The sequence below is a fragment of the Bradyrhizobium sp. 170 genome, from assembly GCF_023101085.1.
Classification (GTDB): domain Bacteria; phylum Pseudomonadota; class Alphaproteobacteria; order Rhizobiales; family Xanthobacteraceae; genus Bradyrhizobium.
On sequence record NZ_CP064703.1, the window covers coordinates 2,663,547 to 2,690,519 of the forward strand.

General features: G+C 59.9%; 24 protein-coding genes, 1 tRNA gene and 7 pseudogenes. 13 read left to right on the top strand and 19 right to left on the bottom strand.

Translation table 11 applies throughout. The annotated features are described in order from the left end of the window. Nucleotides 1–112: 112 nt before the first annotated feature. On the bottom strand, nt 113–1,894 hold the full coding sequence (locus IVB05_RS12400) for an acyl-CoA dehydrogenase (RefSeq protein ID WP_247784609.1): 1,782 nt from the start codon (nt 1,892–1,894) through the stop codon (nt 113–115). Between the two features lie 286 nt (nt 1,895–2,180). On the opposite strand from IVB05_RS12400, the gene IVB05_RS12405 reads away from it, so the two are divergent. Continuing rightward, nucleotides 2,181–2,255: transfer RNA gene (locus IVB05_RS12405), tRNA-Gln, on the top strand. A gap of 325 nt (nt 2,256–2,580) precedes the next feature. On the opposite strand, the gene IVB05_RS12410 is transcribed toward IVB05_RS12405, so the two are convergent. Next, nucleotides 2,581–3,332 (bottom strand): IS5 family transposase gene (locus tag IVB05_RS12410; RefSeq protein ID WP_247778541.1). Its coding sequence is split into 2 segments (ribosomal slippage): nt 2,581–3,002 and nt 3,002–3,332, totalling 753 coding nucleotides; the frame shifts between segments, so codons are not numbered across the junction. Nucleotides 3,333–3,435: 103 nt separating this feature from the next. Between IVB05_RS12410 and IVB05_RS12415 the strand changes: the two genes are divergently transcribed. Next, a complete protein-coding gene (locus IVB05_RS12415) occupies nt 3,436–4,656 on the top strand; it encodes an IS701 family transposase (protein ID WP_247783881.1) in 1,221 nt (406 codons plus the stop codon). Nucleotides 4,657–4,825: 169 nt separating this feature from the next. Here the strand turns inward: IVB05_RS12415 and IVB05_RS12420 are convergent, their stop codons facing one another. Then, nucleotides 4,826–6,160: a hypothetical protein gene (locus tag IVB05_RS12420; RefSeq protein WP_247784611.1), complete on the bottom strand. Its 1,335-nt coding sequence runs from the start codon at nt 6,158–6,160 to the stop codon at nt 4,826–4,828. Between the two features lie 527 nt (nt 6,161–6,687). Between IVB05_RS12420 and IVB05_RS12425 the strand changes: the two genes are divergently transcribed. Then, entirely contained in the window at nt 6,688–7,104 is a 417-nt protein-coding gene (locus IVB05_RS12425) for a hypothetical protein (protein WP_247784613.1), read from the top strand. 488 nt (nt 7,105–7,592) lie between these two features. Here IVB05_RS12425 and IVB05_RS43750 read toward each other — a convergent pair whose 3' ends face one another. The 4 genes and pseudogenes from IVB05_RS43750 to IVB05_RS12440 all read right to left on the bottom strand — a co-directional run bounded on the left by IVB05_RS43750 (nt 7,593) and on the right by IVB05_RS12440 (nt 9,267). After that, on the bottom strand, nt 7,593–7,691 hold the full coding sequence (locus IVB05_RS43750) for a DUF1883 domain-containing protein (protein WP_346771847.1): 99 nt from the start codon (nt 7,689–7,691) through the stop codon (nt 7,593–7,595). A 75-nt stretch (nt 7,692–7,766) separates the two neighbouring features. Next, nucleotides 7,767–8,082: pseudogene (locus IVB05_RS12430) on the bottom strand (zinc-binding dehydrogenase); the annotation flags it as partial. A 110-nt stretch (nt 8,083–8,192) separates the two neighbouring features. Continuing rightward, nucleotides 8,193–8,339 (bottom strand): hypothetical protein, encoded by a 147-nt coding sequence (locus IVB05_RS12435; protein WP_247784617.1) that lies wholly within the window; start codon nt 8,337–8,339, stop codon nt 8,193–8,195. A 562-nt stretch (nt 8,340–8,901) separates the two neighbouring features. Beyond that, nucleotides 8,902–9,267, bottom strand: coding sequence for a VOC family protein (locus IVB05_RS12440; RefSeq protein ID WP_247784619.1), 366 nt, complete (start codon nt 9,265–9,267; stop codon nt 8,902–8,904). 539 nt (nt 9,268–9,806) lie between these two features. Here IVB05_RS12440 and IVB05_RS12445 point away from each other — a divergent pair. Next, nucleotides 9,807–10,382 carry a group 1 truncated hemoglobin gene (locus IVB05_RS12445; RefSeq protein ID WP_247784621.1) on the top strand — a complete coding sequence of 192 codons (576 nt, stop codon included), beginning with the start codon at nt 9,807–9,809 and terminating at the stop codon, nt 10,380–10,382. A gap of 386 nt (nt 10,383–10,768) precedes the next feature. Here the strand turns inward: IVB05_RS12445 and IVB05_RS12450 are convergent. The 3 genes and pseudogenes from IVB05_RS12450 to IVB05_RS12460 all read right to left on the bottom strand — a co-directional run bounded on the left by IVB05_RS12450 (nt 10,769) and on the right by IVB05_RS12460 (nt 11,870). Beyond that, nucleotides 10,769–10,965: pseudogene (locus IVB05_RS12450) on the bottom strand (hypothetical protein). 290 nt (nt 10,966–11,255) lie between these two features. After that, nucleotides 11,256–11,561, bottom strand: coding sequence for a hypothetical protein (locus IVB05_RS12455; protein WP_247784622.1), 306 nt, complete (start codon nt 11,559–11,561; stop codon nt 11,256–11,258). Nucleotides 11,562–11,612: 51 nt separating this feature from the next. After that, nucleotides 11,613–11,870, bottom strand: a complete 258-nt coding sequence (locus IVB05_RS12460; RefSeq protein ID WP_247784624.1) for a hypothetical protein — start codon at nt 11,868–11,870, stop codon at nt 11,613–11,615. A gap of 264 nt (nt 11,871–12,134) precedes the next feature. Here IVB05_RS12460 and IVB05_RS12465 point away from each other — a divergent pair. Both IVB05_RS12465 and IVB05_RS12470 read left to right on the top strand, forming a co-directional pair. Beyond that, nucleotides 12,135–12,531: pseudogene (locus tag IVB05_RS12465) on the top strand (hypothetical protein). A 127-nt stretch (nt 12,532–12,658) separates the two neighbouring features. Continuing rightward, a pseudogene (locus IVB05_RS12470) lies at nt 12,659–13,123 on the top strand (biosynthetic peptidoglycan transglycosylase); the annotation flags it as partial. Nucleotides 13,124–13,409: 286 nt separating this feature from the next. Here the strand turns inward: IVB05_RS12470 and IVB05_RS12475 are convergent. Then, entirely contained in the window at nt 13,410–14,270 is an 861-nt protein-coding gene (locus IVB05_RS12475; RefSeq protein ID WP_247784626.1) for a hypothetical protein, read from the bottom strand. A 587-nt stretch (nt 14,271–14,857) separates the two neighbouring features. Here IVB05_RS12475 and IVB05_RS12480 point away from each other — a divergent pair. The 3 genes and pseudogenes from IVB05_RS12480 to IVB05_RS12490 all read left to right on the top strand — a co-directional run. Beyond that, nucleotides 14,858–15,535: a YihY/virulence factor BrkB family protein gene (locus IVB05_RS12480; protein ID WP_346771848.1), complete on the top strand. Its 678-nt coding sequence runs from the start codon at nt 14,858–14,860 to the stop codon at nt 15,533–15,535. 34 nt (nt 15,536–15,569) lie between these two features. After that, nucleotides 15,570–16,513, top strand: a protein-coding gene (locus IVB05_RS12485) for an IS630 family transposase (protein ID WP_247777928.1) whose coding sequence is annotated in 2 segments (ribosomal slippage) — nt 15,570–15,905 and nt 15,908–16,513 — 942 coding nt in all. Because the reading frame shifts where the segments join, the coding sequence is not laid out codon by codon here. 12 nt (nt 16,514–16,525) lie between these two features. Further along, nucleotides 16,526–16,948, top strand: a pseudogene (locus IVB05_RS12490) (YihY/virulence factor BrkB family protein); the annotation flags it as partial. A gap of 655 nt (nt 16,949–17,603) precedes the next feature. Here IVB05_RS12490 and IVB05_RS12495 read toward each other — a convergent pair. Beyond that, nucleotides 17,604–17,972: a hypothetical protein gene (locus IVB05_RS12495; RefSeq protein WP_247784628.1), complete on the bottom strand. Its 369-nt coding sequence runs from the start codon at nt 17,970–17,972 to the stop codon at nt 17,604–17,606. Between the two features lie 619 nt (nt 17,973–18,591). Then, nucleotides 18,592–19,197: an RNA ligase family protein gene (locus IVB05_RS12500; protein WP_247784630.1), complete on the bottom strand. Its 606-nt coding sequence runs from the start codon at nt 19,195–19,197 to the stop codon at nt 18,592–18,594. 229 nt (nt 19,198–19,426) lie between these two features. On the opposite strand from IVB05_RS12500, the gene IVB05_RS12505 reads away from it, so the two are divergent. Then, entirely contained in the window at nt 19,427–19,627 is a 201-nt protein-coding gene (locus IVB05_RS12505) for a hypothetical protein (protein ID WP_247784633.1), read from the top strand. A gap of 569 nt (nt 19,628–20,196) precedes the next feature. Here IVB05_RS12505 and IVB05_RS12510 read toward each other — a convergent pair. Then, a pseudogene (locus IVB05_RS12510) lies at nt 20,197–20,577 on the bottom strand (3'-5' exonuclease); the annotation flags it as partial. 1 nt (nt 20,578) lies between these two features. Between IVB05_RS12510 and IVB05_RS12515 the strand changes: the two are divergent. Continuing rightward, nucleotides 20,579–21,249: pseudogene (locus IVB05_RS12515) on the top strand (Ku protein); the annotation flags it as partial. A gap of 35 nt (nt 21,250–21,284) precedes the next feature. Here the strand turns inward: IVB05_RS12515 and IVB05_RS12520 are convergent. The 3 genes from IVB05_RS12520 to IVB05_RS12530 all read right to left on the bottom strand — a co-directional run bounded on the left by IVB05_RS12520 (nt 21,285) and on the right by IVB05_RS12530 (nt 24,705). Next, the gene (locus tag IVB05_RS12520) at nt 21,285–21,704 is read right to left on the bottom strand and encodes a hypothetical protein (RefSeq protein ID WP_247784636.1); all 420 of its coding nucleotides are present in this window, start codon (nt 21,702–21,704) and stop codon (nt 21,285–21,287) included. Between the two features lie 14 nt (nt 21,705–21,718). Then, on the bottom strand, nt 21,719–21,940 hold the full coding sequence (locus IVB05_RS12525; RefSeq protein ID WP_247784638.1) for a hypothetical protein: 222 nt from the start codon (nt 21,938–21,940) through the stop codon (nt 21,719–21,721). 1,982 nt (nt 21,941–23,922) lie between these two features. After that, nucleotides 23,923–24,705, bottom strand: coding sequence for a DUF1236 domain-containing protein (locus tag IVB05_RS12530; RefSeq protein WP_346771849.1), 783 nt, complete (start codon nt 24,703–24,705; stop codon nt 23,923–23,925). Nucleotides 24,706–24,866: 161 nt separating this feature from the next. Here IVB05_RS12530 and IVB05_RS12535 point away from each other — a divergent pair, with 161 nt between their 5' ends. Then, nucleotides 24,867–25,031 (top strand): DUF3309 family protein, encoded by a 165-nt coding sequence (locus tag IVB05_RS12535; RefSeq protein ID WP_247784641.1) that lies wholly within the window; start codon nt 24,867–24,869, stop codon nt 25,029–25,031. Nucleotides 25,032–25,191: 160 nt separating this feature from the next. Here IVB05_RS12535 and IVB05_RS12540 read toward each other — a convergent pair whose 3' ends face one another. Beyond that, entirely contained in the window at nt 25,192–25,392 is a 201-nt protein-coding gene (locus IVB05_RS12540) for a CsbD family protein (RefSeq protein ID WP_108522348.1), read from the bottom strand. Nucleotides 25,393–26,167: 775 nt separating this feature from the next. On the opposite strand from IVB05_RS12540, the gene IVB05_RS12545 reads away from it, so the two are divergent. Continuing rightward, a complete protein-coding gene (locus IVB05_RS12545; RefSeq protein ID WP_247784644.1) occupies nt 26,168–26,545 on the top strand; it encodes a PRC-barrel domain-containing protein in 378 nt (125 codons plus the stop codon). 45 nt (nt 26,546–26,590) lie between these two features. Here the strand turns inward: IVB05_RS12545 and IVB05_RS12550 are convergent, their stop codons facing one another. After that, entirely contained in the window at nt 26,591–26,860 is a 270-nt protein-coding gene (locus IVB05_RS12550; protein WP_247784646.1) for a hypothetical protein, read from the bottom strand. Between the last annotated feature and the right edge of the window lie 113 nt (nt 26,861–26,973).

Here is a 26,973-nt window from a genome sequence, read left to right on the forward strand (position 1 = left end):
CGTGCGAGCCTCGTATTCGGAGCAAGCTCGCAGGGCGGATTAGCGAAGCATAATCCGCCACATGGTTCGTCGAGTCGTGCTAGCGGCGGCGGGTTACCCGCCCTACGAACCGTTACCCCAGCAACACCGCATCCGCGCCGTTCACGGCTTCCGCGCTGTCGGTGACCGTCCTCTCCAGCGAGCCCGCTTGCACGGTGATGTTCTCCGCAAAGAACCGCGCGACTGTCACGTAGCGCTGCGGATCGCCGGCCTCGCCGTTGCCCTTGGCGGCCAGCGCTTCGCCGGCCAGCATGCAGCCGCCGAGCGTCGAGCCGAACAGGCGCAGATAGGGCGTGGCGCCGGCGAGCGCGTCGTTCGGCGCAGACGCCACGCGCTCCAACAGCCATTTGCTGGCGCGCTCCAGCGAGCCGAGCGCATCGCGCAGTTTTGGTCCCGTGGTGCCGAACGTGGGATCGTTGGAGGCCTCGACCTGCTTGACGATGCCGCCCAGTTCATCGAGCAGCGCCCAGACCGATGCGCCGCCGTTCGCCGCGAGCTTGCGCGTCACGAGGTCGATCGACTGGATGCCGTTGGTGCCCTCATAGATCGTGGTGATGCGCGCGTCGCGATAATGCTGCGCGGCGCCGGTCTCCTCGATGAAGCCCATACCGCCATGGATCTGCACGCCGAGATATGCCACCTCGTTGCCGATATCGGTGGAGAAGGCCTTCGCGATCGGCGTCAGCAGCGCGCCGCGCGCGGCGGCGTCTGCCCGCACCTTGGCATCCTTGGCGCGGACGGAAACATCGAGCGCGACCGCTGTCGCGTAGCAGATCGAGCGGGCCGCGGCGGTCATGGCGCGCATCTGCAGCAGCATGCGCTTGACGTCGGGATGCACGATGATCGGATCGAGCCCGTCGCCCTTCTTGCCGACGGCGCGGCCTTGGCGGCGTTCCTGGGCAAAGGCCAGCGCTTGCTGGTAGGCGCGGTCGGCGATGCCGACGCCTTCGAGGCCGACGCCGAGGCGGGCCTGGTTCATCATCGTGAACATGCAGAGCATGCCCTTGTTTTCCTCGCCGATCAGGTAACCGATGGCGCCGCCGTGATCGCCCATCGTCATGGTGCAGGTGGGGGAGGCGTGCATGCCGAGCTTGTGCTCGACGCCGGACGGATAGATGTCGTTGCGCGCGCCGAGCGAGCCGTCGGCATTGACCATGAATTTCGGAATCAGGAACAGCGAAATGCCCTTGGTGCCCGCAGGCGCATCGGGCAGGCGGGCCAGCACGAAATGCACGATGTTATCGGTCATGTCGTGGTCGCCATAGGTGATGAAGATTTTGGTGCCCTTGATGCGATAGCTGCCGTCGCCCGCCCGCTCGGCGCGGGTGCGCAGCGCGCCGACGTCGGAGCCGGCCTGCGGCTCGGTGAGCTGCATGGTGCCGGTCCATTCGCCGGAGACGAGTTTCTCCAGATAGATCTGCTTCAGCTCCTCGCTGCCATGGGCGTCGAGCGCCTCGATCGCCGAGAGGGTGAGGAGGGGGCAGAGGCCGAACGCGATGTTCGACGCGCTCCAGATTTCGGTGCAGGCGGCGTTGATCGCCATCGGCAGGCCTTGGCCGCCAAAAGCTTCCGGGCCCGACACCGCGTTCCACCCGCCGGCGATCCAGCGCTGATAGGCGTCGGGCCAGCCGGGCGCGGTCGTCACCTTGTTGTCGGCGAGCTTGATGCCGTGTTCGTCGCCCACTTTGTTCAGCGGCGCCAGCACGTCGCCGGCGAATTTGCCGGCTTCCTCCAGCACGGCCGCGGTGATGTCGCCGTCGAAATCGCCGTAATGACCGGCCTTCACGGCCGCCTGCAGGCCTGCGCCGTGGTTGAGCGCGAGCAGGATGTCGGAGATCGGCGCGCGGTAGGTCATGACGATAATCTCGCTTTGACGGGAACTGGGCTGCCGTATTCCCACGAAACCGGGGTTGTCTCAACTCTCCGATGGGCGGTATTGGGCCGCGCCAGGGGCGTGAAACCGGCCGGGCACTTTCGCGTATGCGGTCCTATTATTAAAGGGTCACGCTTCCGGGGAGCTGATTTCGGACGAAATTCGGGATTCCAGCCTGTTGAAATGGCCCAACACCCTCTATAGACCGGCGTTGTCCAAACCGGTTCGCACAGGGCGCATCGTCCGCGCGCATTCCGGTTCAGCCTGTTGGGGCGTAGCCAAGCGGTAAGGCAGCGGATTTTGATTCCGCCATTCGGAGGTTCGATCCCTCCCGCCCCAGCCAGGACTCAAGGCACTGAGTTCGTTATGGAAACAGCTCTGTTCCCAGCCAAGTTTTTGGACGCATTTGGAAATAGATTCGACCCGCCATTTGGAAATTCTGTGCTGCTTTCGTTTCTTCGCTGTTGAACAGTAGCGTTGGATGCGAGTTGCTGCTTGGCCTCGATCTGCCCAACGTTCAATTCCTCGAGGAGGTTTGCGGGATTGCGAACGTTAGCGCGTTTCCCGGTCAGCTTTGAACGTGAAGTCAGCAGCTTGCGATGACGCGTCGCATGCACACGCAAATGGCGGCGGCCGTTCGCCGCACCTGGACTAGGGTCTGTTGAGATTCATCGGGAGTTTATGACGGCTGCGGCGAGATGGATATTTGCCGCGAAGCTCTGATCGGTTTTGTCTGCGCGCATGGCGATGCGTTTGAATTCCTTGAGCTTGCAGAAGAAGTTTTCAATCAGGTGGCGCCACTTATAGATTTCCGCGTCAATCGGCAGCGGCGAGGCGCGCCGTGGGTGCTGTGAGATGACGACCTTGGCGCCGCGCTCGTTGAGATCGGCAATGATGGAATTGCTGTCGAAGGCCTTGTCGGCGATGAAACCCTCAAAGATGAGACCGTCGATGAGCGGAGCGACACCCACCGTATCGAAACGATGGCCGGGCAGGAGAACGAAGCGGACGAGATTGCCCAGCGCGTCGGTCAGCGCCAGAATTTTTGTTGTCACGCCGCCTTTGGAACGGCCGATGGCCTGGCTCTGAGACCCCCTTTTGCGCCCTGTCCATGGCGATGGACCTTGACGATGGTGGCGTCGACCATGGCGTATTCCATGTCTGGCGCATCCGAGCAGGCCTCGAAAAGCCTGGTGAAGACGTCCGCTTTAACCCAGTCGCGGTAACGCTTGAAAACCGTGTTCCAGTTGCCGAAGGACGGCGGAAGATCACGCCACGGGCTTCCCGTCCGGACAATCCAAAGTACCGCTTCAACGAAGCGGCGATTGTCGCTTCCGCTGCGTCCGGGGTCCGTCGGCTTCCCCAGACAATGCGGCTCCATCTTCGCCCATTGGGCATCTCTCAGTACGAATCGCTCCATTTAAAGCTTGAATCACAACCAAGCCTCAGGTGGAATCCTGAATCTCAACAGACCCTAGCATTACAGTTGCTATTTTTGCGGGCTTCTGAATCCATGGGCAGCCATGATTCGGATGTCGTGGACGCGGGCCGCGTCGGTTGAGGAGACGCTTGCGTTGTGGGCGGCGTCGCTTCGAGAGATCAAGAAACGGATACGTCCGCTGTTCACGCAAGAGCGTGTTGCGACGAATGCAGGCATGTTCCTGGAAGGTCTGCTCGGAGATGAGCAGCGCAAGACCGGCTGGATGCGTGCGGAGGCGGCTGGCGATCCTGGCCCATGGCGACAGCAGGCAATTCTTGGTCGTGGGGATTGGGACGCTGATGCCCTGCGCGACATCGTGCGCGACTATGTCATCGAGCATTTGGCGGATGACGATGCGGTGCTGGTGATCGACGAGACCGGCTTTCTCAAACAGGGCAAAGCGTCATGCGGCGTGGCACGGCAATACACCGGTTCGGCAGGAAAGATCACGAACTGCCAGATCGGCGTCTTCGCCACCTATGTTTCGCGTCATGGCCACGCGTTCATCGATCGCGCGTTGTATCTTCCGAAGGAATGGACCGACGATCCAGATCGGCTGGAAGCCGCATATGTGCCTGCCGATGTCGGCTTTGCGACCAAACCAAAGCTTGCGACGCGAATGATCGCACGCGCGATAGCCGCGTCTGTACCATTCAAGTGGGTTGCCGGTGATACCGTCTACGGTGTTGGCAACATCGAACAGCAACTACGTCGGGCAGGCAAAGGCTACGTGCTCGGGGTCAGCAGCGCTCATGTGTTTCGATCCTGGGGCAAGCGACCGCCGGTCGCCGGTACGGCTGCGGACCTCGCCCGGACGCGGCGCTCATCCGACTGGAAGCGCCTGTCGGCGGGAGCCGGAACCAAAGGACCGCGGCTGCACGATTGGTGTTATCTCGAATTGGCCGATCTCGAGGCCGAGCAGTTCAACGGTGCAAATGACGGTTTGTGGACACGCGGTCTACTGATCCGTCGTCGCATCGCCGATGATGACCTCGCCTTCTTCACCACCTGGTGCCCAGCGGGAACAGCCATTGAAACGCTGGTCGCGGTCGAAGGCCATCGATGGGCGATCGAGGACAGCTTCGAGACCGCGAAAAACGAGTTCGGGCTCGATCACAACGAGAGCAGATCCTGGCATGGCTGGCACCGTCATGTGTCCTTGGTGATGCTCGCCTTCGCCATGATGGCCGCGATCCGACATCGCGCTAATCCGCCACCGCCCAAAAAAACGAAACGGCGCCCCCCGGCAAAAGCCAAAGCATAACCACCCCACCACTGATCCGTTGGTCAATCCAGGAAATCCGCCGCATTGCTATCAGACTTGCTCGAAAGCGGATTCAACCCGCACACATCATCGCATGGTCTTTCTGGCGCAGAGCTCACCAGGCTGCCGCTCAACGCGCCCACTTCAAATCAAGAAGGCAACTGTAATGCTAGACGCGGGATTTCGTCGTGATGGGGCCCGGCATCATGCCGTTGTCGTTTGTTTCATCTCGCGCCGCTGCCGTATCAGTATTCTGCTGTTCGAGCTGCTTCTGCGCCAAGAGATGCGCATGCCGCTTGCGCGTCGCCGCCAAAGCCCGCTGCATCGTTTCTTTAGCGTAGCCGCGATAGGCCTGCGCGGTCTTGTGTCCGGAGAGCGCTCGGCCTTGGCCGTCCGTCAGTTCGGCTTCCTCAAGCTCGGTCATTCCGCCATGCCGGCAGGCATCAAGCGTGAACAGCTCCGACACGCCGTCGATTTTCTTGCGCATCTGCTGCACGACCTTTTCCATGCCAGGGTAGGACCACACTTTGGCATCACCCTTGCGCTCACCTTTCTCGATCCGGCGCATGATCATCGGAACACCGAGCTTGGGCAGATGGCTTAGGATGTCCTCCGCTTCGGTATAAAACTTAACGATCTCGCCATCGACAATTTCTTCGAGCGGATGCCAGACCAACGTTTTGTTCTTGTGATGCTCGATCCGTACAGCATGTGGCCAGTTCTTGCTGCGATAGTCCGGCCAAGTCAAAAATCCGGCCACCACGTTCTCGGGCCGTTGCAACCACTCAAAGCAGATAACCGCGACAGCTGCCGGTTCGGGCCGGCTTTCCTTGATGCAGCCCCATGCGAATCTATAGACTTCCTCGCGGGTGACCGCGTGCTTTTTACTTTTGGTGCGGCTCTTGAGGGTGAAGTCGTCCCACGGGTTCGGGTGCTTTTTGTCAAACAGGTCTGGGTGCAGGCGGCGCATGATGCGCCAGACCTTTCTGCAGAGCCCGACCACCTTCTCTCCCTGCCGCAGCCTGAGCCCGCTCGGGCCGTTGATAATCTTGTCGTAGATCTTGTCAGCGGCTCGTGGTGTGACCTCTCTGATCTGCCGCTCGCCGATGCGCCGCCCGCTCTTGTCGACGGTATCGCATATCATCTGCATGATCCGTTCGTAATCGGGGCGTGACCGCGGTGAGACCTTCTCGGTGTAGGCCTTCTCCGTCTTGTATTGCCGAAACAGCCAATCGATGGTGCCGTAGCGCGCAATCTTACCCTGCTCGACCGGCTCGCCCTTGCGCCGGTCGTTCCATTCGTCGAACAACGCATTGAGTGTGGCGGCGCGGCCGCCTTTGCCGTCATCGCCGCAGGCGGCTTCATAGCTGATGCCCAGTGGCTCGTTGGCCATCTCGCAGCCGAGCTTGCGATAATGGGTCGGAATGTGGAAGTAGAACGCAGCCGAGCCGTGGGCGAGCCGGCGCACCTCCACGAAGCGCGGAAGCCGGCGTTCTAGAATCACAAATCCTCGGCGAGGTCGCCCGGCACGAGGTCCGGTGCGATGGCTCGGTCCAGATCGTCTCGCAACCACAGCTGACGCCTCCCTTCTTTGATCCGTGGTTGAGGATACTCCGTGCCGACTCGTTTTAGAAATGCTTCGACCGTCGGTTCTCCGCAATATCCCGCTGCGATCGCAGCTGGCATACGGCGCGGCCAAGAACCCGCTGGAATTATGGCAGAACGCGGCATCGCGAAGGGGTCTATAACTGAGCTGCCGAAGGATCGGCCGGAACTGCTTCCACTCGCGTGGTGACGATGCATGATGCAGATCACGAGCAAAGCTTGGAACGACGACAGCAGGCAAATCGTAGAAGAAGATGCCGCGGCGTATTAAAGGGATAGTCCTCGGCCGATGTTGAAAAAAAACAAAGGGCAACGCCGAAAAGATGACATCGTGGTGATCGCACGCGTACGTTGGCGACCTAACAACCGGCGTAGCCGCTTGCGAGGGCGAGCAGGGTTGCCCATGGCAGGTTTGTGAGATCAGGCTTGAAGATCTGTTCCATCGACGCCCATGCCAGCCATGCGACTGTCGATCGCTTACTCGCGGTCGAGAACGAAGCCTTCGGGGTATCCTCGGGCCATCGCTCCATAGCTTACGTCGCCATCGCCATGTATCGCAAGGACGCCGCCGGCGCCCAACTGTTCGATACAGTAGAGATCAAAGGCTCCGCGATCGGTCCGGCAGCCCAGGGAACGCGCAAACGTTCCAATCACAGCCTTGCTGGCGCGATAATCATGGCGCGTCTGCGACATCGGCACGGCGAGTTCGAGTATTCGCGATCTGCCTATGTCGCCAACGAGCTTCTGCAGCCTCTCGTCGCGAAGCCAAAAGTAGGTCGACTCACCACTCCAGTTACCGAGCAGAAGCTCCACGCCGCCATCCTCGACAGGAATTGGATCTGACGATATCCAAAACTTACCCAATCGGCCTGGCCTCTGCTCTGGATGATGGCATGGGCTCGCAGCAAAGAGCGCATCCGCGTCAGCGCCTGAAAGCACGCCTCTTGCTACCATTGCATCGAGGCGCCTGCGCAAGGTATCCAGCGTGTTCGGATAGATGCCGCCTTGCCTGATAGCGTGGATCTGTAATGCCACGCCCGAATCGTACGTGCCGTCATCTGCTCGGCCACTTCTTTTACAAAAGCCATGTACTCCGACGCGAATGGGTTCTCCGCCTGCGGCCTCCATCGGTGGGCCTGACTGTACACTCAAGAAATTGCTGGCGTTCGGTCTGGAAGTAATTCTCCAAGAGTGCTGCCGAACCGCGTAGATGGCCCAGCAGACCATCGTCGAAGGTGTCGACGTTCCAAGTGTCTATGGCGGCGGTCATACGGTCCCAAAATTCACCAGAGACGGCGACGAAGAAGAAGGGCACCTCGCGGGCCCTTTACTCAGGATAAGAGGCGGACGCCGGCCCGCACAGAGCCTCGATAGCCGCCAAGATCCACTGCAACATGCCAATGGCCCGCATTGGGCACCTGCAAGCGCATCGGGGATGGTGCGCTATATTTTGCGCTTTGTTCGCGGCCTGTGCGTAGCCAAAGATCAATGCAACGCCCTGTTGTTCATGGGATCAGCAACAGTTTGCCCGTGGTCGCGCGGCTCTCCATGTCGGCATGGGCCTTCGCTGCGTCCGCTAGCGGATATTCGCCACCGATCCGGATCTTGAGCTTGCCCTCGCGGATCCAGTCGAACAGTCGGGCCGAACGGGCGCGGAGCAGCTTGGGCGTATGGATATGATCGAAGAAGGTGGGGTAGCCGATCTTGATGCTCTTCGGGAGCGTCGATCGGGCCGGGACCGCCCAGGACGGGGCCATAACAACAGAAGGTACCGGAAATCCGGAGCGCATCGAGCGAGCCCTGGAAGGTCCTGGGTCCGCTCCGTCGGCGACTAGTAGTGGTGCGCTCACTTCTGGCGCTCCTTGACACCAACATGTCGAACTAATGGACGTGCGACTTAAGGGAGCAACTCACTTTGAACGCGCTTTTCCTCAGGCACTCATTTTGATGACACGATCGTGCTCACTTAGCCGGTCGAGCTCGTCCGCCCACCACCGCATCATCCGCACGCGCTGCTGCCAGAATTCGGCGGCATGGGTATAGGCGCCACGGATTTCATTCGTCTCCTGGATGCGCAAGTTGACGTTCGATCGCATCCGCTTGCTACTTGCCGCTTTCGTTCAGGAGCGTTGACGCGGTGGATCGCAGGCCATGAATGGTCAATTCGATCTGGTCGTATCCGAGACGGCGCAGCGACCGGCGGATTCGGGAAAATGATCTGGATCAATGAGTCTAAGTTCTCATCGATGAGTGCCGTCTTTTGTTCTATATGCGCGCGGTAGGCATTCACACATCGCCGCGCGCTCTGCTCCGATCAGTTCGACCACCATTTCAACGAAGGGGGCGGGACCCGCATCCGAGCAAAACGGAGTGCGTTGAAGACCGCATCGGCGGTAGCGTCGTCACCCAACGTGGCCAGCACTGCGGAATGGGTGAGTACATCAAGAGAATTTCCAACGGTCAGGCGCGGATACCGATCACTACAGATTCGCGTAGCCTTCCGCTCGTCGATCAGGGTGATCGCTCCTTTGAGTTACGCGCCCCGGACTTAACCCTAAGCCGACGTTTGGCCGCGTTAGTCCCTATACACAAACCGCGCCGTCGTCCTCGGGCTTCCTAGTAGACAGGCGGTCACATTACTTATTTTTCCTTGAACTCAAACAGTTCAATCAGGTTACCCGATGGATCTTCCAGAAGCCTCGCGCGACCGGCTCCCGCCTCGCTGATTTCTCCTCTAAATTTGACCCCACTAGCGTTCAACCGGCCGATGAGACCATCTATATCTTTCGTAATAATCATGAACCGATTCCATCCACCAGGCTCCGGATTGCCGCCAGCAGTTCCTCCGCTGCCCGCCCCTGGGGCGCTCAAGTAGAGCGTCAGATCGTCACGAATAAGCGCCGCGAACTTGCTAGGATTGTGCATGTCCACCGAGAACTCGAGTCTATCGCGATAGAATTCGACCGATCTATCTATGTCCGTCACAACGTATCGGATGGATGCCATTGTCCGCGCTCCGTCTTCACCGCACAGATGGGTCAACGTACAGATCTGCGTCGCGTTTCAACGAGCGCGGCATTTTCGGGCGGACCGAGCGTTGCGGATAATTCGATCCGACACCGCACTTTGCGACTCGTGAACCGAACAGCCGCGGCCAACCCGACGGATGCCGAGGCTGGCGCCGAGTGCGGGTAGGCGAATAGCAGCTTGTGGCATCCAAACAGACCTGGATCGGCCTGCCGTTCATGTCTGCTCTCGATGGAAAAAGCGGCCATTGGTCTGGACGACGGCCAGGCCAGAAACTGAGCCAACGTAGACGTTCTCGAACGTCCTGCAGTCCTTGTGGATGCGACGCGCCTCCAGTTTTTGACGGGAACCTTTTCCTTTCAATACCATCCAAGGTGGGCAGCGAGGCACCAAGCGCCGAAGCGACAGGTTCAAGGACCTGCGGATGAACCCGTTGGCACCGGACAATACCGAGTTCGTGCGGCGCGCACGCGGCGCGAGATGGGAATGCCTTCGAACATAACCAAGGAGGACAACCAATGACACGGGACCTTTCGAATTCCGTCACAAGACGAAGCTGCTTGGTCGCTGGTCTGGCGCTGAGCGCCGCTCCAATCGCTTTAGCGGGGGCTGATAACGCCTACGCGCAAGCAAAGGAAACCACGAAGGAACCCACGTCTGAGAAAAGTCTGTATGAGCGGCTTGGGGGCGCATTCGCCATCGCGGCGGTGATCGATCACTTCAGCGACGCCATCGTGAAGAACCCCATCGTCGGCCAGAAGTCCAAGAACCCGCAACTGCGGGAATGGCACACCAAGAACCTAAAAAGGTTGCCCGGTCTCAAGTTCATGCGCACGCTGTGGGTCTGCAACGTTTCCGATGGGCCTTTTCAGTTCACTGCTACCAAGCCCGGCAAGACGCCTGTTGGCCTAGAGGAGGCACACCGGAAGCTGAGGATCTCTCCGGCTGAATTCGATGAGGTTGCAGCCGAACTTGGACGGACGCTGGACTTCGCGAAGGTCCCCCAACGCGAGAAGGCTGAAGTACTGGCAGCCTTCGCCGCCCACAAGGACGAGGTTACGGCCGGCTACGTCGCGGCCGCTAAGCGCGGCTGACGCTGCCGTACTGCTCAGTCCATACGGTCCCGCCCAGCCAGAGCTGGGCGGGAAGTGTTGCTGCGCCCGACGAGATGACCGACGAGCTACGGTGCAACGAGTCTGTTTCTCTGAAGGTTTTCGGATGCCGGCCCCATGACGGTCTCGGCGCACACCGGGGCCGGCGTACGCAAACCTCCAAGGGAGGAAACCGCGGGAGGGGGTACGTGGATGTCGCAGCGTGGAGATCAGACGCCTAGAAACGGCGTAACGCATTGCTTTTACGCGCTACTGAACTTCCTTGTCGGCACCGCGTCGCAAAACGGTCGCTGCGGTGCCTTCTTCATCCTTTGGGACGCGCATGCAGACGTTGCGCAAGCTGCCGACTGGATGATCTGGTTTCTGCACTAGTCTCTATTACTATGCAGGTCCCTTACTTTGCGCATGTAGTAGCCCTGCCGCTGGAGCGCTGATCTGATCTCGTCGCTGACTTTGACAACTCTCTTTTGCTCTTGCGCCATTTTCCCTGCGCTGCAATAGGCGGCATCGGAAATCCCTTCTTCACAACGAGCAGATCACGTTTGGTGTTGAAATACACGTCCATGTGCGTCTCTCCCAAAGCGCCTGAGCTTATCGCTTGTGAGCAGAAGCATGGGTTACCAAAATGCAACACCGAGCTACTATCAATCGCTCGCCGTCGAGTACCAGCAGGTGCGAATGGCAGAGGCGCGCAGATTAATCATGCGCCGCCGTTTACTCCAACACCTCATACTCAAAAGCCACGCCTTCAGGATCGTTCTCCTCGAACCACTTTTCCGCGGCATCCACATTTGCGAATACCTTGATGTGGTCTTTGTCGCCGACCTACCTGCTCGTGTTGACGTAAACGAATGGTCATTGGTCTCTCTTCAGCTTGCGTCGGCCCCAATGATGTTGCTTGCGGGATGGATTGAACTTCCGAACATAGCTACGGTTCAACGCTCGCATCACGCCGATCCGCGCGAACATGGTTGGACCGCCTAGCTCGACCACCAGTATCAGCGCCTCGATGGCGGCCTGCCATTCGGCTGCGGAGGATTCTTCGTCGGGTAAGGCGGTTATGTAAGTAGCGGCGTCATGCAGGGTGACAAGCTTGCGCCCGTCGCTCAGCGCGATCGGCGCGTCAAACTTGCGGCTCCATTCTGATGAACGTTCCGACATCTCCCTCGCCCCGGGGCTCATCCAACCCGAAGCGACTAGTCGGGGCAAGGGCTACGTGGTCAGGTTCACCAGCATGGCCTCACAGGCCTTCTCGGCTTCGGCAAACGTCCTAAAGGGTGATCCGCCTACCCTGATGGCAGTCCGGTTGAGATTGATGGGGCGCCAGGAAGCTACAAAGCCCGGCCGCCCGTGGAGGCCGGGACCGCTGCTGCTTTCGTTGCTGATTACGAATGAGAAGCCGCGTTCGGTCGCGCTCCATATCTCTAACTCCTCTGTCGCGGGAGCGATGCGGCTGAAGTGCAGGGCCATTCCACGATCCAGTGAGCCCCCAAAACGGCCCCAGATGGGCTGGGGCCGCCAACCTGCGGGCAGGTTTTCTTCCGGCCAGGGGGCTTTGGGGCATCGGCCGGAAGCAGTGAACCGACGCCCGATGGGGCTTGTAGTTCCAGCGATTGCAACATTTTCCCGACGATAGCGAGGGCTGGCTTGACCAAGAAGAAGCGGTTTCGCCTGATGGCCTCTCTAGCTCTCGTGGATTGCGAGTACGGCGCGACAGCGCTGTAATAGCCCGCGATGAGCACCAAGAACCGGCAAGTCATCTGGGGCGGCCAGATCATGGGCGCCGAGATACGCGCTCGGCAAGCCCGAGAGGAAGCTAGGAAGGCCGCCCGTGAGGCTGATCGGGCGGAGGCTCACGCAATGGTCCTTGCGGATGGAAGGCTATGGCGGACCCGTCCAGCCGTCGCCGACGATCGGCCAATGTCTCGATGGCGGCCTCGGCTGGCTTGAGGTGGAGTGCAACCGTTGCAAGACGCGGGCGAGCTTTTCACTCGACGCGATCCGTCGCTCGCGGGACACGCTCATTTGGAAGCTAGAAGCGTCTCTCAAATGCCGCTCATGCCGGCAAGGCCGCTTCGCGCCACCAGTGCGCATTATCAAGCTGACTGAGACGCGCGCGATCACGCCTTAGGACGAAGCAGTCCACGAAGGCAGCTTCAAAGGGCGAGCGGGCCGTGATCACCGGTGGCATCCTGTGGGCGCTGTACGGTGCGCCGTCCGCTGACACGCCGGCGCGCTTCGACCGGCATTCCCTTCTGATGAAAGCGGCGGACGTCGGACGCGCCGGACCTCTCGCGGACGCAGCTGCCCGCAACGCCTTCCCGGACCTGCTCGTCAAGGCGGTGCTGAGCATCGAAGATCGCCGCTTCTACCAGCATGTCGGGATCGATCCCATCGCAATGCTGCGCGCAGCGACGGTGAACCTCGATTCCGGCGGGGTTGTCCAGGGCGGGAGCACAATCACCCAGCAGCTCGTGAGGCTGCGCGGTCTTGTCGGGCGCGAACAGTCGATGAACCGCAAACTGCGCGAGGCATTCGCAGCGCTATGGCTCGACTTTCACATGGATAAGGACGCGATCCTCGCCGAATACCTGAACAGCGTCTATCTTGGCGGCGGAGCCTACGGAGTATTGTCCGGTGCTCGCGTGTATTTCGGAAAGGGGCTGGCCGCGCTTTCCTTGGCTGAAGCCGCCATGCTCGCCGGTCTGATTCAAGCGCCGTCGGCCTACAATCCAATCCGCAATCCTGAAGCCGCGCGTCAGCGGGCCGAACACGTGCTCGACGCGCCGTGCGAGGATGATGGTCGTGCAGGTAAAGCGCCAATGCGTGCCGAAACGCCTGATCGTCCAGAACGGCTTCCTCGAATAGACGTTCCTGAATTTCGCGCAACAGGTCCGGCCAGAGATGAAGGGCGCCGGAGCCGATCACCTCTGCGCGAATCGTATCGTGTTCTGGCTCATGAACATCGCCTTGCAGCCGCGTGGTGGACGGCGTGGCGGCAGCCTCCATTCACGGGATACCTTGTTCTCTTGCTGTCAAAGGACGATTTGTCAGCCAGGCCGGCTCCGCGCCATCGCGATGGCGACCGCCCTCGCAAGCCGCGAACCACGCCACGACAGCTCCCAGCAATATTGAAGTCGCGACCGAAAATGCCGCGATGATGGCGCTGCGCCGCGAACGGACAATCGCGGTCTTGGCGCTGGCGATGATGTTGTCGACGCGGCGTTCGACGTCGGGGCCTGCCAGCGCGGTAACGCCGCTCACCAACTGCACCAGATAGGCGCGGTCCTCGGCCGCGACGCCGCTGTGGCTGGAGGAGGTGAGCAGAACACGTCCGGCTTCCGCACGCTCCATCGCCGTCTCGGCATTGGGTGTTCGTCGCGCCGGACGGAACAGCCGGTCGAGTTCGTAACTCAACATCGGCTCCGCCGCACTGGCGGCGGGCGCGGTTTGGGTGGAAGGCGCACGCGCGAGGGTCGCGCTTCCGAGCAGAGCGGTGATGAGCACGGTCATGACGACGGCGATGGCCCAGGCAGCCAGGCCGTGGAGGCCGTCCCTGTACTCGACCTCACCGGCATCAGCGGCAGGCATGGTCGTTTGGATGCGGCCGGCAACGTAGCCGCCGAGGCCGAAACTGACCAGCGATACTAATATCAGATAGATGCCCGATAGCAGCCAAAGCGCCACCGAGGCGTCGCGCCAGGTCGGCGCGGAGGATGCCACGCCCAATCCGATGGCCGTTCCGAAGGCGATCAGAACGGCGGAAAGCGCCGTTGCGATCAACGCTCCTGCGATGGCAGGCGTCCAGCCAAGATAGCTGGGAGCTGCGATATGGCCCGGATAGATCCGTTCCTCTTCGATCGTGGTCATGGCAATTGCTCAACGAAGCCCGAAGAAGGAAAGGATGGCGAGGATTACTACGATCAGTCCAACGAGATAGATTAGCTGGTGCATGTCCCGCTCCTGGTTATTGAATTGGCTGGAAATGTAGGCGCGGCACATCGTGGGCCACGCCTTCAGCGCAGTCTCCATACGCTTCCTCTCAAGAGCACAATTCGGGAGAGCGAACCCTGTTCCAATCCGGTAAGGAGACGGGGCTCCTCCATCGGCCGCCGGCGGGATCGATTGGCTAAATAGGAAGGTGCTTAGCGTAAGCCGCCGCAGAAGCAGTTGTCAGCGCTCGACCGTCGCCAGGGGCCGATGGCCCGAGGACTGATCGGTGACCGCCGACATCGAACGTCGACCCGTGGCACGGGCAATCCTAGCAGGTCTCAAAACTGTTCCAGCGCAGGTGGTAATCAACCTGGATAGTCGATTCAGAAAATCGGCTTCGGTAAGGACCAGCGATGCATCGTCATCGAAATCGCCATGGGTACTTGATGATACAGCCATGGAAGGCCGAAAATGCGCCTCTCTGACCGAGGGCAACTTCTGCGGATAGACGACCGCCCGCCGATTTGGGCTATCGTGACCACCATAGCCCTGTTCGTAGCCGGCTTTCGGCCGCGGCGGCTGTCGCCGGTACCAGTCGATCATATGGGGCACCGGATGAAGGGCGCGGCCGTCTCGCAAGCGCGCCCTCGGAGATTTCGGCGCGCGGATGGAAGGACATTCTGCTCCGGGTTTTTCACAACAATCTCCGAACACCGGATCATTGCTCTGGCCGCCGGCGTGACGTTCTACACTCTGCTGGCCATATTTCCTGCCATCGCGGCCCTGGTCGCGATCTATGGGCTGTCTCGGACCCCGCAACGCTCACCGTTCATCTGGAGAAGCTGTCGGGCCTGCTGCCAGGAGGCGCGATCGATGTCATCCGGGACGAACTCACCCGGGTCGCATCCCAGCGTGGCAGCACGCTCGGGCTGACCTTCATCGTCGGACTTGCCGTATCCTTGTGGAGCGCGAACGCGGCGATGAAGTCGGTCTTCGACACGCTCAACGTCGCGTACGCCGAAACAGAGGCGCGAAGCCTCATCAAGCTGAACGCCATCTCGCTTGCGTTCACCGCGGCCGGCATTGTCTTCGTGCTAGTAGCCATCGCCGCTTTGGTCGTTCTGCCGTCCGCACTCAAATATCTAGAGCGGGATGGGTCTAGTTTGAATCGATTGAGGATTCCCAAATCGGAAGGCTTCTGATTCAACATGCTGGCTGGGAAGGAGGCCAGCATGGATGGGAAAACCCTATTCGAACGACCTTCGTGAGCGGGTGGTGAAGGCTGTCATCAAAGGCGGCCTGTCGAGGCATCAGGCGGCCGCCCAATTTGGGGTGGGCATCAGCACGGCGATCAACTGGGTACAGCGCTTCCACGAGACCGGCAGCGTCAAGCCGGACCAGATCGGCGGCTATAGGCCAAAGAAGATTGCGGGGCCGCACCGCGAATGGCTGATGCAACGGTGCCGGAAGGATTTTACCGTGCGCGGGCTGGTGGCCGAACTCGCTGTGCGTGGGCTCAAGGTCGATTACCGCACGATGTGGGAGTTCCTCCACGCTGAGAAGCTCAGTTACAAAAAAAGACGCTGATTGCCGCCGAGCAGGATCGTCCCGATGTTGCCCGTCGGCGGATGCAGTGGACCAAGTATCAGAATCGGATCGATCCCACTCGGCTGGTGTTCATCGACGAGACCTGGACCAAAACCAATATGGCGCCGCTACGGGGCTGGGCGCCGCGTGGTCAACGTCTCAAAGCCAAGGTGCCGCACGGCCGCTGGCACACCATGACCTTCATGGCCGCTTTGCGCCACGATCGCATCACCGCTCCCTGGTTCATCGAGGGGCCAATCAACGGCGAAGCCTTCCTTCTCTACATCGAGAAGGTTTTGGTTCCGACCCTGCGGCCCGGCGACATCGTGGTCATGGACAATCTTGGCTCGCACAAGGCCCGCGCCGTGCGTCGCGCCATCCGTGCCGCCGGCGCAAGACTCTTCTACCTGCCGAAATACTCGCCAGATCTCAACCCAATCGAGCAGTTCTTTGCCAAGTTCAAACACTGGCTGCGCAAAGCCGCGCAGCGAACCACCGAGGCCGTCTACGATGCTATCGCTCCAATCCTCGACACCGTATCACCGGCCGAATGCGCCAATTACTTCGCCAACGCCGGTTATGACCAAACCTAGACTCATCACGCTCTAGGCTTGTCGGAATTAGCAGAATTTCTTGTGTGGGCCGGTCGCTGACCGGCGCTGTTTGCCGTCCTCACATCGGCACTTGCTCTTGTTTATCGCTACGGACCATCGCGCGAGAAGCCGCGATGGCGGTGGATCACGTGGGGGAGCGCGTTCGCCGCTTTCGCCTGGATTGCGGTCTCCATGCTATTCTCAAGGTACGCTGCGAATTTTGGGAGCTTCAATCGGACCTACGGGTCCTTGGGCGCGGTCATCGGCTTCATGACCTGGATTTGGTTGTCTGCGATCGTGATCCTGATCGGGGCCGAACTTAACGCCGAAATGGAGCACCAGACCGCACGCTACACGACGACGGGAGCGGCTGATCCATTGGGAGCTCGCGGAGCTGGCATGGCCGGTAGCGTTGGACCGGCGCAGAATTATTAGCGGGCAAGTAACACACGGCGCAGCGAGCCAGTTGAGCTTTGACATCGCCGCTCCCATCCGAGCATCCGGTGAAGTACTCACAGTCCGATGTCCTGATCGTCAATATGTGCCATCACCTGGCCGAGGTCGCGCAGATCGACCAGAGGTCGGGGCGATGGTGGTGACAAGACGCCGAGGCGGCGGTCACGTCGGTCTCGTCTCAGGCTTCACGCCTGCCGATCGTGATTTCAGGGAACCACGGCCGGGTGATCGGCGAGGGCGTTTATCTGCGCGCGCGGATCATTGCATATGTCAGCCCGTGACTTGAACCAAATTAATTGGAAGTTGTGGTAGAGTGTATCTGACCGCTCTGAATGAGAAACGGCCCCAGCACGGAGTTAGCTGGGGCCGCCACTTTCTCCCGGTTTGTCTCCACGATTCCCCGGGAGCGATGGATTCGACTCTCAGCAACGCTGCAGGTTCCTTAGAAGGCCCCGACGCAGGCTGCGGGCTCAACGATCTTCCAGGTTCTGTTCACTATTGGGCAGACGTTGCCATCTTTTCCCGTTTCTATCGGAACGCCGGATGGGTACCCACTACTCTATCCGGCTGTTAGGAAGGTAATACTTTGGATGGCCTCGGCGCATGCTCGCGCTGGGGCCATTTTTATTGACCTTTACTGTTTGCTGCGATCGACTTCCGTACCTGTGGGGTTCGGAGACGGCGGCGTCGGACGGTTGGTCGTCGCCGCTCCCGTGGTCGTGCCGGGCTCGGTGTTGGTGGTCTTGCCCGCAGGGTTGGCCGGCTGGGCCTGCTGCGCGGTCTCGCTGGGCGGCGTGGTCCCCGCCTGGTCCACGCTGTTGTTGTTCAGGCCGTAGAACACGACACCCAGCACGACTGCGATGGCGATGGCGTACATTGCGACCTTGGTGCCGCTGGCGGGACCTTCGACGAGCTGGGGATCGGCTTGCAGCTCATTATCGCGACGCCGCATTTCCTCTTCACTCCGGCCCGCACGATGGGGATCGTTCGGATGGTATGCCATGAATTCGTTCCTCCGGTAGCGCCCCAGCTAAGCGAATAAACAATGGCCCGCGTGCGCGGATGTTCCGCGCAATGTTGCGACCGAGTTATCCCGGCCACATATCGGCGTCCATCTCGATTGAGTGGCTACATTTGTGGTCGAAACATAGACTAGCACGCGACGAACGCCTGATTCGCGCATTTCGCCGAACGTGATTTTTCGCGATCGTTTCACGACTCATTCTCAGTGGCCCGACGGCGGGAAGAGGAGGGTTGCCGTCGGGCCTTACCGCGCCGGCAATTGCGCGCTTATCAACGCGGCTCCTCTTTAACGTCTTCGTGCCGCCTAAGTGCCTAACTCATATCGGGTTCGAAGCCTGCCGGCATCGCGGGGGACGGCGTTTGGATCGGCTGGATCAGTTCGATTACAGTCCGGGCAGGGTGCACCGGCACCGCCGCACTTGCATGCCCTTTCGCCGACGAAGGGCCGATCAACGTGGTTTTCGCAAACCCAGCGACTATTGTCGCACCGAGGACAGTACCGCATCACCCGCGTCCCAACCGACTAATCGGCGGTCTCCTTAACCCGACACCACTTCAATTGCGGTGCAGCGGTTCCGTCCCCGAGTTGAGGGGCAGGGCTACCGCTCATCCTCAAAACTTCTATTCATTGCCGGGTGTTTCCGGTTCTTGTTCTTAACCCAATGAGGCTGTCGACCACCGCGGTACGGTCGATCTCGGTGCTTCGAAACAATCCCTTCAAGCCCGAATTCGCAAGCCTTCCGGAACAGGTCCGGGCCGATCTCGCCCTGTTCGAAGTCGCTAATGAAGATGCCGTGGATCCGGCGGGCAAGGAGCCGGGCGAGGCTGGTCTTCCGCATGCTGAGCGGCAGCTTCCTGATGTCGTCGCCGTCCGCCACCAGCGTATCGAAGGCATAGAACTGGACTTCTTCATCATGCTGGCGCGAATGCAGCCCATCGAAATCGGATCGGCCATCAACGCCGAGCAGCACCGCTTCGCCGTCGAGCACGAACGAGCTCGACCGGTGCCGCAGCGCGGCCTCGACGATGATCGGAAAACGGTGGCTCCAGTCGTATCCGTTGCGGGTGAATAGCCGCACGCGCTTGCCTTCACGTTGAACAATTAGCCGATAGCCATCGTGCTTGATCTCGTGAAGCCAGTCCGGCCGATCAGGGACCTTGGTCCCGCGGGTCGGAATGCAGGGGTCGAACGCAGAGTTAGGCATGCGGGATAAATAGGCAACCGGGGTCTAAATGCGAGTCTGAGTTAGACCAGCCGAAGGATCAACTGAACACATCGCCTCTCCACGCCGTCTGTCCGGTAGCCGACAAAATCAAATCCGGCCATTTGTTTCGCTCGCTCAATCGTGAATGCCGCAACGCGGGGCCTTGGGTTCAAATCAGAACCGCGATGTGACCGTAACCGTTATTAGGCAGCATTGAACGGAGGTCATAATGTTGCGCCGTCGGTTCAAACAGACCAGTTCCCTTAAAGAGCGTCTCGCCGAACGTGCGAACGAGATCAGGGCACAGGCTGAAGCTCTTCCTCCAGGCAGCATCGAGCGCGAGCAATTGGAGCTGCAGGCAAGGCAGGCTGATACTGTCCGTCATATCAACGAATGGCTGATGTCACCCGGCCTACAGCCTCCGAAATAGTCGAGACTGGGTACTTGCTGACCCAGACATGCCCTGGCCCAGAATAAAATGGCCCCAGCGCAAGCCGGCTCGTGGAGGGCTGGGACCCCTAGGCGTGCCTCGGGGCAATGGGGATCAAAGGCACAAAGGCATAATTCGGGAACAAGCGGCAATTGGTTGATATAACCGAGTTGGTTTTCGCAATCCACGCGATCATTAGAGAGCGAACGAATGAAGCGGCAATATAGAGCCAAGCGTCGTCAATGATCGCCAAGAAGACGACCCCGCTAAGGGGCGGCCGTCGATAGTCGGAACAGCTCTTTAAGAGGCCGCCTAAGTTGGCGGCCTCTTTCGTTCAAAGGATGTCGAGCAGGTAAGCGGAGCTCTCGCTGGTACCGTTCCGCAGATGAATTCACCGTGAATGCCACAAGAAAAACGGCCCCGGACCGCCAACTCCCGGCTGGGGCTTGGGGGGCGATACAGCCGGGAGGCACGGGCTAGATCTTATCGGAACCGTAAGTTCCAAGAGCACCCAGCCCCTAGCACCGGGGGTCGGTCCTGGTCTGTTACGACCCCTAGTGGCCTAGTTTCTACCGCCACATACCGCGCATGCGGGCGCCAATATCGAGCCTTGGTCCCTGACCGGCGGTGCGTGCCGTGGCGCCGGCTGGCACGACTGGCCAAGCAGTCCACTCGAATAGACCGAGCAGCTTTTCAGGAATGAATCGTGTCCTTGATGCATAGAGGTGGCGATCCCCCTGCGCGTGCTGGCCATGCACAAAGAAGCGCTGCGGCACGACCAGATGAAGGTCGTCCTTTGCGCGGGTCATCGCCACATAGAGCAGTCGGCGTTCCTCCTCAATCTCAGCCGAGGTGCCGGCGCCGAGGTCCGAAGGCATGCAGCCATCGACCACGTTGAGCAGATAGACCGACTTCCACTCCTGGCCCTTACCGGAGTGGATCGTGGACAGGGTCTCGAAGGAGGAGCTCGAGAACGTTGCACTGGAATCGACCCGCACGATTGAGATTGACGAGTTTGTCGACCGCAGCGAGATCGACCCTCGCTATCTGATCCGCCCTACTACCTGCGGCCCGATGGCAAGGTCGGCCATGACGCGTTCGCGGTGATCCGCGAGATGGACAAGGTCGCGATCGGACGTGTCGTCCTCACCAACCGCGAGCACATCATCGCGCTCGAACCGCTCGACAAAGGGCTTGTCGGTACGCTCCTGCGCTACCCGTACGAAGTGCGGTCGGAGCAGGAGTATTTCGAGGAAATCCAGGACGTCAAAGTTACCAAGGACATGCTCGATCTCGCCAAGCACATCGTGAACCAGAAGGCCGGCCGGTTCGAACCCGAGAAGTTCGAGGACCAGTACGAAACGGCCTTGATTGACCTCATCAACCAGAAGCGCACCGGCAAGCCAATCACTCCGAAGGAGCGTCTCGCCGCCGGCAACGTCGTCGACCTGATGGAGGCGCTGCGCCGGAGCGTCGGCAAGGAGCAGCCCTCGAAGGCCACGAAGAAGCCGAGGAAAGCCGCCGGACAGAAGGAGATGCTGCTGGCGATCTCCGGTAAGAAGCCGGCGAAGAAGAACGCCGCAAAGAAGACGACGCCGAAGCCGCAGCGGAAGTCGGCATAGAACGCTCCGCTGCAGCCGTGATGAGGTCCGCGGCGTCAGCCGAGAGGTCGGGTTTGTCTGAAATGGAAGCCGTTCGGAGTGAACCTGCGGGCCACGGCGCGCGCCTTGTCCTCGCATGTCTCCAGCGCGATCTTCTGGGCGAGCATGACATCTCCGATCGGCAGAGCGCCGATCGGCATGAAACACAACCCCTCCTGCAGGCGACCTCGTTCGTCGATCTCGCACACGTTCACCGAGGCCCCGGCGTGGATCCTGTACCGCTTTCCGCTGTCGCTTCCGACGACCTCAAAGTAGCCCCGTCTGCCGAACTGCTCCAGCTGGCTCGGCGACAGCCATTTTCGCAATAGCCGCAGCGACCGGCCCTCCGGCGTGCCCTCGGCGCCGTGCCTGATGAAGAGTGCTCGCGTCGCTCTCTTGCGGGAGCGGCCGCCTGGTAGCGGTCGAAAGCCGAACATCGCAGAAAAGCCGACTACCCGCCGACCAGCCGGGGGAAGAAGACCGTCTCTTCCGCGTTCGGATCGAACGATCGGATCCGGCAGACCTGACCTGGACCAGTCCGGACCGCCGCGGTGAAGCCGACCTTCGTCAGCTCGTAGAACCGCTGCTCCGCCTTCGCTAGTTCTTGTGTGTCGTGGGAGTTGAAGTGATGACGGCTGTCGCCGGTGCGATCCATCACGATCTGGATTGCCATGATCGCCTCCTCGGATTGCTGTGATAGTCAAGGACTTCGATCAGTATCGGCCCGAAGTTGTGTTCTTTCAAGAGAAGAACATTTCCATTGCAACATGTTGGTCGCCTGCTGATCGCGGATGGTGCAGCCGATGCTCTTGACTGAACTGCGCCGAGGATACGCCAAGCTATACCGCGATCCTTCGAGCAGGCGTTCTTGGACTAGAGAATAGCGAAGGGGCGAACCGGTTTCGTAAAGATCATGGCAGGCGGCTGGCGAGAAAGATGAGACGGCGACAATCATGCCTTCGTGATGCTGCTAGACAATAGCTTGCTCCGAGCCCACGATCGGCACCGCTTCTGAGAGAGGCACGACAGATGACCATCCATAGTGCTATTGGCGCCACTGTCGCATTGGGGCTTGTGCTGGTCTCATTGTCAAACGTCGCGCTCGCGCAAAGCCGCACCCAGAAGAAGCCAACGTCGGAGGAAAGCCGCTTATGCAAATAAAGCCGAGCGCGCCGATAGGCTGCAAGCTCGTCGGAACGGTCAAGGGCACAAAGCTCTGGGCCGGTGACTGCACGGCGGCGCCTGAACTGAGAACAACCACGCCGGAAGATAAAGCGCCGACGCCGTCGCCCGAGATTACTCCGAAGGAGCAGCAATAAGGAAAGCTCGGCCGGTTGCGTCGCGGAAATCATGAAGCAACTGAAATAATACCGGCAAAATGCGGAGAACTGCGCTACCTCGCGGAAGGTGCTCCCAACGGAGCCAACCCGCCAACAGTACATGCGAATGAAAGCAGCTTGGAGAGCATTAGCCGAGGAACAGGACTGGCTTGAGGGCGAGATGTCACCTGCACGTAAAGGCGACGGCTGACAACGTCCTGACCTGCCCGCCGCAACCTTATTCGCCAGGCAGGCAACGGATCGCTAGGAACAACTCTGTCTGCGAACCCGTTTCGTTTGCGGGCCACTCAGTACGCGTATCAGTGGCCCGGCGCGGCCCCCGCCTCAACCCCATGCCCCCGAGAGGGCGCGGGGCCGTGTCCGCCAATACCGTGCGGTGGCGATGCCAGCCCGGATGAAAACGGCGCAGGCTGCAACGCTGGGTGCGGAACACTGATGGCAACAGTCTGGGTCTATGTCGATACCAGCAAGACAGTCGGCGACCGTGATCATCTCAAAGTCTTTGCGAACCGCGACGCTGCCGACGCATGGCTTGTTAAGCACGATCCCGAAGTGTCGCCTTCGAATACGAGGCGTTGGACGCTGCATGGCCGAAATTCCAGGCGGAAAATATCTAGGCGCGAACACCTGACGGCATCTAACAGCTGGGCAGTGGATCGCTATACGCGATCTCGGGTAGGTCGAGCATGTCCACGATGGCAGCGAATTCGAAACTGGCCTTCCTACTCCATCAGGAAGCCGAAGCATCCGTGCGGCATCGCAAGAAGTAGTTAAAGTCCTTTATTCACGTCGAAAGCGGACATCCACCAGTGCGCTTGGCAGGTCCGCTTGGTGCCACTCGGAAGTTTCCGATTTGCCTAGGAGCCGATCGCTCTCGGTCTCTCTCCCGGCTTAAGGTCAGATAACGACGGCTTACCGGCGCGTAGACGGACTACTCTTTCGAGATATTTTGCAGAGCCGAGGAAAAAAGTCGCGGGCTATCGCATCTGGGGCTGCGGAGATTGTTCGCTTGGCCCCGCGTGGCGACACGTTTTCGTTCGAGTCTTTCGGCCTCGCGAATGTAATTCATGAATAATTCGCGTAAGCGCTGGATAGCCAAGCATTCCGAAATGCCCATGAGCGGGTCTCAGACCAAATACAGCATTGATGCGATGAATGCGGGACTAAGCCCGTTCGAAAAAATCAAGGCCGCGCTTTCATCCCTGAGTCCGCGCTGCGCTAGACTAAGCGTCCCCGGCCACGGTTTTGAGCAGGCATGCCCCATGCGAAAGGCGGGCATTTCTGCCCGCCCTGAACTCGCAGTCAACCGTCGGATTTAGGCCTCCAGAACCGCCACGATCTCGTAGGTGTTCGGATCCACGATCACGATCTGCTCCTTGACGAGGATGTACTTGTACCTGCGCCATTCCGGATAGATCGTCACCACTCGCTCCGGCAGCGTGTGGAAGGTCACGTCGCGCGGTACCTTAGTCCCGACCGAAATCGAGAAGTTCACGTTCGTCACCGGCTCAACGCGGGTCTCCTTGATCGCGCTGGTGATCTGCGTGCGTTGCTCGGTCGAGAGCTTCCCGGCAGCGCCAGCCTGGCCCGTCGTGGTCGTCTCTTTGCCCGCGGCTCCGCCCTGCGTCTGAGTCTGCATGCGGTCTTCCTTGCCCTGGGCCTTCTGGTCCTTCTGAGGCGTAGTCTGCTCGCGGCCTTGGGTCGTGCTCTGATCACGTTGCTGCGTCGTGCTCTGATCACGGCCTTGGTCACGTTGGGTCGTGCCCTGGCCGGTCGTCTTTTGTTCGGCCTTCAAGCCGCCGCGGTCCTCCTTGCCCTCGGCTTTCATGCCCTTGTCTTCGCGGCCTTCAGCTTTCATGTCCTTGCCGCCCTTCATCTGGTCTTCTGTGCGCTGGCTCTTTTCAGCGCCCATCGACTTCTGCTCGGACTTCATGTCGGACTTATCTTCTGTCGCGCCACGCTGCTGGGTTGCGGCACCGCCCGACGGCGAGTCACGGCCCGTTCCGGTTCCCTGCGCATTGGCGAAACCGGTTCCAGCGATCAGAGTCGCCGCGGCGACCGAGATCAAAAAACGTTTAGTCATGGAATCCTCCTCCACAGTTTGCACTGCCCTCGGCGATTTAACGAAAAGGAAATTATGACGTTCCTTGGATGCGTCACCATGCTCGAAATCCCCAGCGTCCTCTCACGTGTTGAAACAAAAGTTCCAGCATTGCTTATCCCTCCAGTCTGGCGCCCATGCGGAATGGAGAGAGTTCCATGTCGATCAGTACGATCATTCTGATTATCTTGGTGATTGCGTTGTTGGGTGGCTTTAGCGGCATTGGCGGCGGCCCATTTTATGGGACCGGCTACTACGGCGGCGGTGGATTGGGCCTCGTAATTATTATCCTGCTGATTTTGATTCTGCTGGGCAGAATCTGAATCGTTTTGGGCAAGCTCTTTTGCAGTTTACCGGCGCGGACAGGTTGTCCGGATTACTGGAGCATCCTGCCAAATCCGGTCGCAGCAAAAACCGCCTTGCAGGGTGGCAAGGCGGCTTAAGGACACCGAACGAGTTTGCGTTTGTCCTAAACGTGAGGGTTCAGGGCAATGTCGAAAACCAATCATCAACGTCCTTACGGGCTTGATCCTTGGCGTAGCCGTAGCGCTTTTGCAGCCGACCTTCGAGCTCATCGCGCCGGCCGTTGATGGCGGTCAGGTCATCGTCCGTCAGTTTGGCCCAGTTCTGTTTGACCTTGCCCTTGACCTCGTTCCAATTCCCTTCGATTCGATTCCAGTCCATGATGTGATCCTCCGGCTTCGGAAACCGCAACGCTTAGACCATCGTCTGGTTCCTACCCGCCGCGGCCGCGGGGTGGCGTGCAGGAAATGGGTGCGTCCGGAGGAGGACAGTTTAGGGAGGACGAAAAGAAGCCCCTGAATTCAGCGCGACTACGAACTAACGCGCGTCTACAGCCCCTATGTGCGCTGCGAGCGGAACGATGCCGTAGGCGGGGCTGCTCGTATCATGCTTTCGAGTGTCAGCGAAAACGCCTTCAAAAGGGAGGCGGCCAAATTCGGAAGTGTCCCTGCTTGAACAGTAGGTGCGTTATACTCTCACGAACGTCAGGCCGCCCCGGCAGGTCCGTTCCGCACCGCCTTGAAAAGGGATGGCACCTATTATTGCTGCGACCCCTGCGCTCAAAAAAGAAGATGCGACCAATTTGCGCGATCGTTTGAGAAGCAAGGGTCGAAAATCTTGTGCGGGGCCGTCGAGCCGAGTTTGGGTCAGGTTGAACCAGGATGACCAGCCGAAAAGTGACTTTCCCCGGCGGTACCGGCTTTTGGGGCCGGCGCGTCGTTCAACATCTTTTCGACTACGTTTCGAGATCAGGGCTGCGTCAACAGGGAGCTTAGCAACAGGTCGGACTGAAGGTCGTTAGAGCCAGTGTCGGCGACGATAGATCGATGATGAGCGCTACGGCGGGTGCTTTCGTTGTGAAATGTCCTCCGGAGCGCCAGGAACGACCCCGTAGCGGCCGAGTTAAGTCGACAGAACTCACTGAGGGAGGAAGCCGATGGCCCGCGCTACAGCCCATCCGGATCATCAATGCATCTCAAGCGAAGACATTCATGGAACCGAGGTTTATGGAGCAGATGGAAAGAACATCGGTGAGATTGATCACCTCATTATCGACAAGGCGTCAGGTCGCGTGGCTTATGCCGTCATGAGCTTTGGCGGATTTGTTGGGTTAGGCCACAGCCATTATCCCATCCCCTGGGCCGCTCTGACATACGATACCTCGCTTGCTGGTTTTCGAACCAGTATCACCGAGCAACAGCTGAAGGATGCGCCTGAGTTCAGTGATGACTCATGGCAGGATAGAGACTGGGAAACGCGCACCCACCGGTACTACGGGATGCCTACGTACTGGGAAGGGCGGGGCGGCCTATAACGCTAGGTAGCGTATCCGAAAGTTTCGTGGGAAGCGGGAAGCAGCCTAGCCGCAATCGGGTAGGCACTCCGGGCAGGTATCCCCAATCGAGTCAAGGACGTCCTTGATCGCGGTAAGAGCTTCGTCCGGTGAAACGCCAAACGGCGGGTCCTGGCACACGACGACTAGCGCCAGCTCGCGGGAATGCGGGTCTGCACGGTCCTTCATGCAGCCATGCTCCTCGCACTCACGGATGGCGCCCGCCTTCTGGAGCACCGAGATTGCCCAGCCGCGTAGCATCCGGAGGGCCGGCAACCGTTCGTTCATCATCAGCATCGAGATCACTCCTGCCGGACAAATCCTTTGGCCGTCGCCCGTTCCGGGCTGCTAACACAGGGAGGGATTCCGAATTAGCAAGTCAGCGGCCTCCCATGTTCCGCCGCCCTGGG